General features: G+C 74.4%; 9 protein-coding genes and 1 pseudogene. 7 read left to right on the top strand and 3 right to left on the bottom strand.

Translation table 11 applies throughout. From position 1 onward, the window contains the following. Positions 1–70: 70 nt before the first annotated feature. Positions 71–406 (bottom strand): annotated as a pseudogene (locus tag B7L92_RS32480) (DUF6214 family protein); the annotation flags it as partial. Positions 407–668: 262 nt separating this feature from the next. Here B7L92_RS32480 and B7L92_RS32475 point away from each other — a divergent pair. Beyond that, positions 669–2,072: an NAD(P)-binding protein gene (locus B7L92_RS32475; protein ID WP_081240876.1), complete on the top strand. Its 1,404-nt coding sequence runs from the start codon at positions 669–671 to the stop codon at positions 2,070–2,072. Positions 2,073–2,093: 21 nt separating this feature from the next. Here B7L92_RS32475 and B7L92_RS32470 read toward each other — a convergent pair whose 3' ends face one another. Then, positions 2,094–2,453 carry an ArsR/SmtB family transcription factor gene (locus B7L92_RS32470; protein WP_081240875.1) on the bottom strand — a complete coding sequence of 120 codons (360 nt, stop codon included), beginning with the start codon at positions 2,451–2,453 and terminating at the stop codon, positions 2,094–2,096. 142 nt (positions 2,454–2,595) lie between these two features. Between B7L92_RS32470 and B7L92_RS32465 the strand changes: the two genes are divergently transcribed. Beyond that, entirely contained in the window at positions 2,596–3,675 is a 1,080-nt protein-coding gene (locus tag B7L92_RS32465; RefSeq protein ID WP_081240874.1) for an NADH:flavin oxidoreductase/NADH oxidase, read from the top strand. 306 nt (positions 3,676–3,981) lie between these two features. Next, positions 3,982–4,785 carry a pectate lyase gene (locus B7L92_RS32460; RefSeq protein WP_081240873.1) on the top strand — a complete coding sequence of 268 codons (804 nt, stop codon included), beginning with the start codon at positions 3,982–3,984 and terminating at the stop codon, positions 4,783–4,785. A gap of 75 nt (positions 4,786–4,860) precedes the next feature. Here the strand turns inward: B7L92_RS32460 and B7L92_RS32455 are convergent, their stop codons facing one another. Continuing rightward, positions 4,861–5,619, bottom strand: coding sequence for a PaaX family transcriptional regulator C-terminal domain-containing protein (locus tag B7L92_RS32455; protein WP_081240872.1), 759 nt, complete (start codon positions 5,617–5,619; stop codon positions 4,861–4,863). 72 nt (positions 5,620–5,691) lie between these two features. Here B7L92_RS32455 and B7L92_RS32450 point away from each other — a divergent pair, with 72 nt between their 5' ends. From B7L92_RS32450 to B7L92_RS32435, 4 genes are all read left to right on the top strand, one after another. Further along, positions 5,692–7,386: an acyl-CoA dehydrogenase family protein gene (locus B7L92_RS32450; RefSeq protein ID WP_081240871.1), complete on the top strand. Its 1,695-nt coding sequence runs from the start codon at positions 5,692–5,694 to the stop codon at positions 7,384–7,386. 130 nt (positions 7,387–7,516) lie between these two features. Then, on the top strand, positions 7,517–8,671 hold the full coding sequence (locus tag B7L92_RS32445) for a WD40/YVTN/BNR-like repeat-containing protein (protein WP_081240870.1): 1,155 nt from the start codon (positions 7,517–7,519) through the stop codon (positions 8,669–8,671). 82 nt (positions 8,672–8,753) lie between these two features. Then, the gene (locus tag B7L92_RS32440; RefSeq protein WP_081240869.1) at positions 8,754–9,431 is read left to right on the top strand and encodes a uracil-DNA glycosylase; all 678 of its coding nucleotides are present in this window, start codon (positions 8,754–8,756) and stop codon (positions 9,429–9,431) included. After that, on the top strand, positions 9,428–10,178 hold a 751-nt coding region (locus B7L92_RS32435; RefSeq protein WP_107501671.1), incomplete at its 3' end, for an N-acetylglucosamine kinase. The genes B7L92_RS32440 and B7L92_RS32435, both read left to right, overlap by 4 nt.

The raw sequence follows: 10,178 nt of genomic DNA, 5'->3' as shown, positions 1-10,178 counted from the left end.
CCGGACACAGCCGACGCGGGGCGCTCCGACTGATCGGCCGGGCGCGCGACGCGGGCCTGCTGTCCCCGCGTCGGCTGTGTCCGGTCGCTTCCATCACGGCGAGGACCGGATCGGCGCCCCGTTCCCGGGCCACCCGGTACTCCCGGGCCGCGAGCCGCCACCCCTCCGGCCCCGGCGGCCAGGTCGAGCGGCCCCGGTGCGCCCCCGCGCCGGTGACGTCCCCGTCGGCCGGCCCGGCGCCGGCGCCGCACGCCCGCGCCAGCGGTCCCTCGATCCAGTCGGCGAACACCGCCAGGTCCTCCAGGGTCAGCGCGGGCCGGGCCCGCACGTCCTCGACGCACACGCACCCCTCGGACACCACCGCGAGCGCATCGACCCGGGCCCCGTCGCCGAAGTCCAGCCGCACATGGAGCCACCGCGTCGTGCGCTCCCCCTCCCGCACCTCCCACGCGGGCCACACGGACACCGCTCCCTCCGCCGGAGAGCGATCGGAAAGTTGAAAAGAAGACGCCTCAAGCACACACGCAACGTAACCGTGTGATCACTTCCCCTCCGGTGGAACACGCACCCCGAGCGGCGGACGGCACCCTGTCAGCGGAGCGCCGACGGTGCGATGCTGGAGGCGTCAGCGGTCCCCCTGTCGGTCTCCCGGCGTGAGGAGTTCGGCCGTGCTGCATGTCGCCGTCGTCGGTTCCGGGCCGAGCGGGTGCTACACCGCCCAGAGCCTCGTCCAGCAGGACCCCCGGGTGCGCGTCGACGTCCTGGACCGGCTGCCCTGCCCCTACGGCCTGGTCCGCTACGGCGTGGCACCGGACCACGAGAAGATCAAGTCCCTGCAGAACACCCTCCGCACGGTCCTGGAGCACGAGCGGGTGCGCTTCCTCGGCGGAGTACCGGTCGGCCCGGACGGAGTGCCGGCCGCCCGGCTGCGGGAGCTGTACCACGCGGTGGTGTACTGCGTGGGCGCCGCCGCGGACCGGCGGCTGGGGATCCCCGGCGAGGATCTGCCGGGCAGCTGGTCGGCGACCGAGTTCGTGTCCTGGTACAGCGCGCATCCGGACTCCCCCGGGCTCCCGGCTCCTCCCTCGCTCTCGGCTCCTGCCCCCGAGCGGGGAGACGCCCCCGCCGACGGCGGTTTCCTGCGGGGCGTCCGGTCGGCCGTGGTCATCGGCGTCGGGAACGTCGCCGTGGACGTCACGCGCATGCTGGCCCGGGGCGTGACGGAGCTGAGCCCGACCGACATACCGCACGCCGCCCTGACCGCGCTCGCCGCGAGCGGGGTCACGGACATCCACATGGTGGGCCGGCGCGGCCCGTCCCAGGCCCGCTTCACCACCAAGGAACTGCGCGAGCTGGGCGCGTTGCCCGACACGGGAATCGTCGCCGATCCGGCGGAGCTGGCGCTGGATCCGGCGTATCCGGACCCCTCCGCGTTGCCCGCCCCGCAGCGCCGCAACGTCGAGGTGCTGCGCGGCTGGGCCGGGGCGCCGACGTCGGACGTCCGCCGCCTGATCCGGCTGCGCTTCTTCCTCCGCCCCGTCGAACTGCTCGCCCGGGCGGGCCGGGTGGGTGCGGTGCGCTTCGAGCGGACGGTTCCGGACGGGCGCGGAGGGGTGACGGGCACGGGGCGCTTCGAGGACGTCGAGGCTCAGCTGGTGCTGCGCTCGGTGGGCTATCGGGGTGTGCCGCTGGAGGGCCTTCCGTTCGATGCCGCCGCCGGCACGGTGCCGCACCTCGCCGGGCGCGTGCTGCGCGGGGGCGCCGTCGCGCCGGGCGAGTACGTGGCGGGCTGGATCAAGCGCGGCCCGACGGGCGTCATCGGCACCAACCGGCCGTGCGCCAAGGAGACGGTGGCGTCCCTGCTGGAGGACGCCCCCGCCCTCGCGGGCCGCGACGTGGCCGGCGATCCGTCGGCGGCGCTGCGGGCCGAGGGGGTCGAACCGGTCGAGTGGGCCGGGTGGCGGGCGATCGAACGGGCCGAGGCGGAGCTGGGCGCCTCGCTCGGACGGAACGTGGTCAAGCTGCCCGACTGGGAGTCCCTGATGGCGGCGGCGCGGAACGCCGGCGCGTGAGGCCCCCGGACGGCGGCCGGGTCAGCCCTCGCCGTGGCGCGCGGCCTGGCGGGCGGCGGCGGTGAGCAGGCGGTCGAGCAGCCCCGGGAAGAGCTCGTCCAGGTCGTCCCGGCGCAGGCCGTTCATCTTGGCGGTGCCCTCGTAGGCCTGCCGGATCACGCCGTTCTCCCGCAGCACCCGGAAGTGGTGCGTGGTGGTGGACTTGGTGACCGGCAGGTCGAAGTGCGAGCAGGACAGCTCGATCCCCTCGGCGGCGAGCTCGCGGACGATCCGCAGCCGCACGGGGTCGGAGAGCGCGTGCAGCACGCCCTCCAGCCGGATCTCCTCGCGCGCCGGATGCGGCAGGTCGCGGCTGCTGGGGACGGGGGCGACGGTCGTCACGGCGGCTCCACATTCGGTCCGGGATCCCTCATTGTACGAGAGTCCTCGTTGTACGAGAGTCCTCGTAGTTTGACATCCCCCGTACTACGATGCTTATCGTACGAGTCGCACCTGCCCCGACCCCTGCCGAGCGGAGTCCACCGTGAGCTTGCTGTTCGAGCCGTACACCCTGCGCGACGTGACGATTCCCCACCGGGCGTGGATGGCTCCGATGTGCCAGTACTCGGCCGCCCCCGAAGGCCCCGAGACCGGCGCGCCCGGCGACTGGCACCTCGCGCACTACGCGGCCCGCGCGACCGGCGGCACGGGCCTGATCATCGTCGAGGCCACCGCCGTGTCGCCGGAAGGCCGCATCTCGCCGTACGACCTCGGCATCTGGAACGACACCCAGGTCGAGGCCTTCCGGCGGATCACCCGCCTCCTCGCCTCCCAGGGCACGGTACCCGCCGTCCAGCTGGCGCACGCCGGACGCAAGGCGTCGACCGACCGCACCTGGAAGGGCGGCGCCCCGCTGGGGCGGGAGGCGCACGGCTGGCAGCCGGTGGCCCCGAGCCCGCTCGCCTTCACCGAGCGGCACCCGGTGCCGGACGAGCTGACCGTCGAACAGATCCGTGACATCGTGGGCCAGTTCCGCGCCGCGGCGCGCCGGGCGCTCGCCGCCGGGTTCGAGATCGCCGAGATCCACGGCGCCCACGGCTACCTGATCAACGAGTTCCTCTCCCCGCACTCCAACCACCGCACCGACGCCTACGGCGGCTCGTACGAGAACCGGACGCGCTTCGCGCTCGAGGTCGTCGACGCCGTGCGCGAGGAGTGGCCGGACGGCAAGCCGCTGTTCTTCCGCATCTCGGCCACGGACTGGCTGGAGGGGTCCGGCTGGACCCCGGACGACACCGTCCGCTTCGCCACCGAGCTGCACGCCCACGGCATCGACCTGCTCGACGTCTCCACCGGGGGCAACGCCTCCGGCGCCCGCATCCCGACCGGGCCCGGCTACCAGGTCCCCTTCGCCGCGCGGGTGCGCAACGAGACGCCGATGCCGGTCGCCGCCGTCGGGCTGATCACCGACGCCGCGCAGGCCGAGAAGATCCTGGCCAACGGCGAGGCGGACGCGGTCCTCCTCGGTCGCGAGCTGCTCCGCAACCCCTCCTGGGCCCGGCACGCGGCCCGCGAGCTGGACGGCCGGGTCCACGTGCCGGACCAGTACCACCTCTCGGTCTGACCGCGTACCGCCGATGCCGGTGGTCCGAGGTGCGCGTCGCACCTCGGACCACCGGCATCGGCCTTTTCGGGGGAAGCCTCCCGCGGCAGGGCGGGAGCACGCGCTCTCCGTCACCGGACTGGCCGAATGTGATGTGCGCAGGGCGTTGACTAGAAAGCGCTTACCCCATACCTTCCGTTCAGCGACGTGACCCGTTCAGGTCATCCAGGCGATGAACGTTCACGTACATGAGCCCTCCGGTGCTCCGAGGCCACGCACGGCCACCGGAGGGCTCCGACACCCCCACACCACGACAGAAGGAACGGCATGACTTCTGCGACACGGCCACGCGCCCGCGGACGGGCACTGACGGGTGCACTGGCCACCCTCGGACTCTCTGTTGGCATGCTCATGTCTGTCGGGTCGTCCCCGGCGGGCGCCGCCACCTGGCCGACCCCCAACGGCAGCCAGGGCGTCTCCTCCACCATCTCCGTGTCCGGCACCAAGGACTACGGGATGAAGCGCCTGTACGGCACCGGCGACCTGGGCTCCGGCAGCCAGGACGAGGACCAGGGCCCGATCCTGGAACTGGCGGACGGCGCGGTCCTGAAGAACGTCGTCCTGGGCGCCCCCGCGGCCGACGGCATCCACTGCCTGGGCTCCTGCACGCTGCAGAACGTGTGGTGGGAGGACGTCGGCGAGGACGCCGCCACGTTCAAGGGCAAGTCCTCGTCGGCGGTCTACACCGTCAGCGGCGGCGGCGCCAAGGAAGCCAGCGACAAGGTGTTCCAGTTCAACGGCGCCGGAACGCTGAACGTGTCGAACTTCGCGGTGCAGAACTTCGGCACCTTCGTCCGCTCCTGCGGCAACTGCTCCACGCAGTACAAGCGGACGATCAACCTCAACACCATCGAGGTGACCTGGAAGGGCAGCAGGCTGGCCGGCATCAACACCAACTACGGCGACAGCGCGACCCTGCGGAACATCACGATCATCGGGGACAGCAGCAAGAAGATCATCCCCTGCCAGAAGTACATCGGCAACAACAGCGGCAAGGAGCCGAGCACCAACGGCTCGGGCCCCGACGGCACGTACTGCAAGTACGCGTCGTCCGACGTCACCTACCGGTAGTCCCCGGGCACGGTCCCCCCACGGTGGAGGCGGCCGTACGGAGCGCCCCGCGCGGCGCTCCGTACGGCCGCCGCGTCATGCGCCGCCCGTCCGCGCACGCACCCGTCCCGTCAACTCCCCCCGGTAGTCGGCGTACGCGGCCCGCAACGCGTCACCGGGCCAGTCGGCGGGCAGCAGGCCGGGCGGCAGGACCGGGTCGGCGAGCAGGTGGCGCACCACGGCGGCGAACAGGGCGAGCCGGTCGGCGGGGCGGGCGGCGCGGTCGACGCGGGCCAGGAGCGCACGGGCCGTGCCGGCCCAGGCGTCCAGCGGCCAGAGGTCCGCGGCCAGTTCCCGGGCGGGCCCGGCGGGCCGGGCGGTGCAGAGCCGGGCCACCCGGTCGAGACCGGCGGGCAGGGGGCGGCTCAGATTGGCGGGGCGCAGCCAGACGCCCTCGCGGAGTTCGGCGAGCCGGAGGGCGGCCAACCGCGCACGCAGGTCCGCGCGTTCGGCGGGTCCGCGGCCCGTCGCGGTGATGACGACCATCTCCCAGTCGCCGTCCCACTCGCGCGTGCGGGGCCGTACGGCCTCGTCCTGGCGGTGCTGGCGCCGCACCAGCCGGTCGCTGAGGCGGTACCCGGTGTCCGTGCGCAGCAGGTCACCGGCGGCGACCATCCGGCTGAGCGCCGCCCTCAGGGTGGATCCGCCGACGTCGAAGCCCTCCACGAGCCGTCCGAGCTCCCGGGCCGGGAGCTCCGGCGGGTGCGTGCCGAGCAGCAGGCTCAGCACGACCGACCGCGCGGACAGGGGGCGCGGCCGCGGGTCGTCCGGGAGTGTCGGGTCGTCCATCCGCATGGGTCCGTACTGTACGGCGGACCATGTGTTGCATCATTGCTACGGCCGCAGGACAAGTGCAACACTCGGCGCATGGTCACGACATCTGTGGACGAGCGGCACCCGGGCTTCGGCGGGCAGGGCGACGGGCACGGCGGACACGCCACGCACGACGTCGCCAACCAGCCCGCTCCGCTGGCTCCGTACGACGCGTCCGACGACATCGCCCTGCTGGAGGGCCTGCGCCGGGAGGGCGCCGGCTGGGCCGAGGAGGACCTGCGGCGGCTCGGCAGGCTGGCCGGCAGCGCGCAGGTGCAGGAGTGGAGCGAGCAGGCCAACCGCCACGAGCCCGAACTGCGCACGCACGACCGGTACGGGCACCGGATCGACGAGGTCGCGTTCCACCCGAGCTGGCACCACCTGATGCGCACGGCCGTCGCCGAGGGACTGGCCGCCGCGCCCTGGGCGGACGACCGGCCCGGCGCGCACGTCGCCCGCACCGCGGGCGGCCTGGTGTGGGGCCACACCGACGCGGGACACGGCTGTCCGACGTCCATGACGTACGCGGCGGTGCCCGTCCTGCGCCGGCAGCCGGAGCTGGCGAAGGTGTACGAGCCGCTGCTGACCAGCCGGGAGTACGAGCCGGGCCTGCGCGTGCCGACCGAGAAGCGCGGGCTGCTGGCCGGCATGGGGATGACCGAGAAGCAGGGCGGCTCCGACGTCCGGACCAACACCACCACGGCGACGCCGACCGCCGAGCCCGGCGTGTACGCCCTGCGCGGGCACAAGTGGTTCACGTCGGCGCCGATGTGCGACGTGTTCCTGGTGCTGGCGCAGGCCCCGGGCGGGCTGTCCTGCTTCCTGGTGCCGCGCGTGCTGCCCGACGGGACGCGCAACACGTTCCGCATCCAGCGGCTGAAGGACAAGCTGGGCAACCGGTCCAACGCCTCCTCCGAGCCCGAGTTCGACGGGACCGCGGCCTGGCTGGTCGGCCCGGAGGGGCAGGGCGTGAAGACCATCATCGAGATGGTCAACTGCACCCGGCTGGACTGCGTGATGATGTCGGCGGCGCTGATGCGCAAGACGCTCGTCGAGGCGGGGCACCACGTGCGGCACCGCAGCGCGTTCGGGGCCCGGCTGGTGGACCAGCCGCTGATGCGCAACGTCCTGGCCGATCTGGCGCTGGAGTCCGAGGCCGCCACCACCCTCACCCTGCGCCTGGCCGGCGCCGCCGACCGCGCGGTGCGCGGGGACGCCGGGGAGGCCGCGTTCCGCCGGATCGCGACCGCGGTGGGCAAGTACTGGGTCACCAAGCGGGGCCCGGCCTTCACCGCCGAGGCCCTGGAGTGCCTGGGCGGCAACGGCTACGTCGAGGAGTCGGGCATGCCCCGGCACTACCGTGAGGCCCCGCTGCTGTCGATCTGGGAGGGCTCGGGGAACGTCAACGCCCTCGACGTGCTGCGGGCGCTCGGCCGGGACCCCGCCACGGCGCAGGCGCTCCTCGACGAGCTGGCCCTGAGCCGGGGGGCGGACGCCCGGCTGGACGCGGCCGTGGTCCGGCTGAAGGACCTGCTGGCCGAGGGGGCGCAGGTGAACGCCCGCCGGCTGGTGGAGCGGATGGCCCTGACCCTCCAGGGCTCCCTCCTCGTCCGGCACGCTCCGCCCGCGGTCGCCGACGCCTTCTGCGCGACGCGGCTCGGCGGCGACTGGGGGCACGCCTTCGGCACGCTGCCCGCGGCGGCCGGGCTCGACGCGCTCGTGGACCGTGCGCTGCCGGACACCGCCTGATCCCTTCGCGGGGCGGGCCCCCGCGGGCCACTGTGGGCCCCTGCGGGCCCCTGCGGGGCCCTGCGGGGCCCGCGGCGGCCAACGCGCTGGCGCTGACCTGCGACGGGACTTGATCCGGACGTGACTGTCAGTGGTCGGGTGCAGACTGGCCGGTGTTCGGGACGAGGACGTCGACGAAGACGTCGCGGAGGTGATCGGCATGTCCGAGGTACTGCTCGCCGTGGGGACCCGCAAAGGCCTGTTCATCGGGCGCCGGCGGGGTGGCGCCTGGGAGTTCGACGAGAGTCCGTACTTCAACGCGCAGGCCGTGTACTCGGTCGCCATCGACACCCGCGGCGCGAGCCCGCGGCTGCTGGTCGGCGGTGACAGCTCGCACTGGGGCCCGTCGGTGTTCCACTCCGGCGACCTGGGCCGCACCTGGACCGAACCGGCCCGGCCCGCCGTCAAGTTCCCCAAGGACACCGGGGCCTCGCTGGAGCGGGTCTGGCAGCTGCACCCGGCCGCGGCCGAACCGGACGTGGTGTACGCGGGCACGGAACCGGCCGCGCTGTACCGCTCGGAGGACCGCGGGGAGACCTTCGAGCTGGTCCGGCCGCTCTGGGAGCACCCCACCCGCTCGCGGTGGGTGCCGGGCGGCGGAGGCGAGGGCCTGCACACCGTGCTCACCGACGGGCGCGATCCGCGGGCCGTGACGGTGGCCGTGTCGACGGCGGGGGTGTTCCGCACGCTGGACGGCGGCGCGAGCTGGTCCCCGTCCAACTCCGGGGTCTCCGCGGTGTTCCTGCCGGACCCGGACCCGGAGTTCGGGCAGTGCGTGCACAAGGTGGCCCGGGACGCGGCGGACCCGGACCGGCTGTACCTGCAGAACCACTGGGGGGTGTACCGCAGCGACGACGCGGGCGGGCACTGGACGGACATCGGCGAGGGCCTGCCCTCGACGTTCGGCTTCGCGGTGGTGGCCCATCCCCGCCGCGGCGGCACGGCGTACGTCTTCCCGATCAACGCCGACTCGGACCGGGTGCCCGCGGACCGGCGCTGCCGGGTCTTCCGGACCGCGGACGCCGGCCGGAGCTGGGAGCCGCTCACGGCGGGCCTGCCGCGGGAGGACCACTACGGCACGGTGCTGCGCGACGCGATGTGCCACGACGGCGCGGATCCGGCGGGCGTGTACTTCGGCAACCGCAACGGCGAGGTGTACGCGTCGGCCGACGACGGCGACAGCTGGCGGCTGTTGGCCTCCCACCTGCCGGATGTGCTGTGCGTGCGGGCCGCGGTCGTCGGATGAGCCCGAGGAGGAGCCCGTCCGGTCCCGGCGGTCCCGGTCGTGGGTTGATCTCCGCCGCCGTCGCGGCAGTAGGGTGACGTCCGTGGCACCACGACCCTTGCATGAGATCGTCGAAGCGGGCTGGGCGAAGGCCCTGGAACCGGTGGCCGGGCGGATCGCCGGGATGGGGGACTTCCTGCGTGCGGAGATCGCCGCCGGACGCACCTACCTGCCGGCCGGACCGAACGTCCTGCGGGCCTTCCAGCAGCCCTTCGACGAGGTACGCGTCCTGATCGTCGGGCAGGACCCGTACCCGACCCCGGGACACGCGGTGGGACTGTCGTTCTCGGTCGCGCCCGAGGTGCGGCCGCTGCCCGGCAGCCTCATCAACATCTTCCGCGAACTGACCACCGACCTGGGCCTGCCCCAGCCGTCCAGCGGTGACCTCACCCCGTGGACCGAGCAGGGCGTGCTGCTGCTCAACCGGGCGCTGACGACGGCACCGCGCAAACCGGCCGCCCACCGCGGCAAGGGCTGGGAGGAGGTCACCGAGCAGGCGATCCGCGCGCTGGCCGGGCGGGGCAAGCCCCTGGTCTCCATCCTGTGGGGGCGGGACGCCCGCAACTGCCGTCCGCTGCTCGGGGACCTGCCGGCGGTCGAGTCCGCCCATCCGTCGCCGATGTCCGCGGACCGCGGTTTCTTCGGCTCCCGCCCGTTCAGCCGGGCCAACGACCTGCTGGTCCGTCAGGGCGGCCAACCGGTGGACTGGCGCCTGCCGTGACCGGCTCCGGGTTCCTCGCCGTGGACTCCGGGGGCTCCGGTGTGCGGGTCGTCGTCGGTGCCGCCGGGCACCGCGCGCCGGCCCGGGGGGCCTCGAAGGAGCCGGTGCGGACCGGTGCCCGGGGGATCGACCCCGGGCACCTCATGGAGCAACTGGTGCCGATGGCGCGGGCCCTGTGCGCCGAGGCCGGGATCGGGCGGCTGGAGGTGGCCGTCGTCGGCGCGACCGGGCTGGCCAGCCTGGGGGACGCCCTGCGCGCCGAACTGCCGGGGGCGCTGGCCCGTGAACTGGGCGTGCGCCGGGTGGCGTTGGCCGCCGACGCCGTCACCGCCTATGTCGGCGCCCTCGGGCCGCGGCCCGGTGCGGTGATCGCCGCGGGGACGGGACTGATCGCGATCGGCACCGATCTGACCGGGTGGCGCCGGGCGGACGGCTGGGGGCACCTGCTCGGCGACTGCGGCGGCGGCGCCTGGATCGGGCGGGCGGGGCTGGAGGCGGCGCTGCGCGCCCACGACGGGCGCGAGGGCGGCTCCCCCCGGCTGCTGGCGAGCGCCGAGGCGGTGTTCGGCCCCGCGGCGGGGCTGCCCGGCCGGCTGTATCCGCGCACCGACCGGCCGGCCGTCCTCGCCTCCTTCGCCCCCCGGGTGGCCGAGTGCGCGGCCGACGGCGATCCCGTCGCCGCGGACGTGCTGCGCGCGGCGGCCCGGCACATGGCGGACTCGGCCGCGGCCGTGTGCCCGGACGTGG

Source organism: Streptomyces viridosporus (genome assembly GCF_002078235.1).
Classification (GTDB): domain Bacteria; phylum Actinomycetota; class Actinomycetes; order Streptomycetales; family Streptomycetaceae; genus Streptomyces; species Streptomyces viridosporus.
Note: the sequence above shows the minus strand (reverse complement) of the source record. Positions and strands in the feature narration are given on the sequence as shown.

What these genes read in the sequence shown, in the direction of transcription:
- B7L92_RS32460 (WP_081240873.1), top strand. Translation starts at nt 3,982, where the DNA reads ATGACTTCTGCGACACGGCCACGCGCCCGCGGACGGGCACTGACGGGT.
- B7L92_RS32455 (WP_081240872.1), bottom strand. Translation starts at nt 5,619, where the DNA reads ATGCGGATGGACGACCCGACACTCCCGGACGACCCGCGGCCGCGCCCC.
- B7L92_RS32450 (WP_081240871.1), top strand. Translation starts at nt 5,692, where the DNA reads ATGGTCACGACATCTGTGGACGAGCGGCACCCGGGCTTCGGCGGGCAG.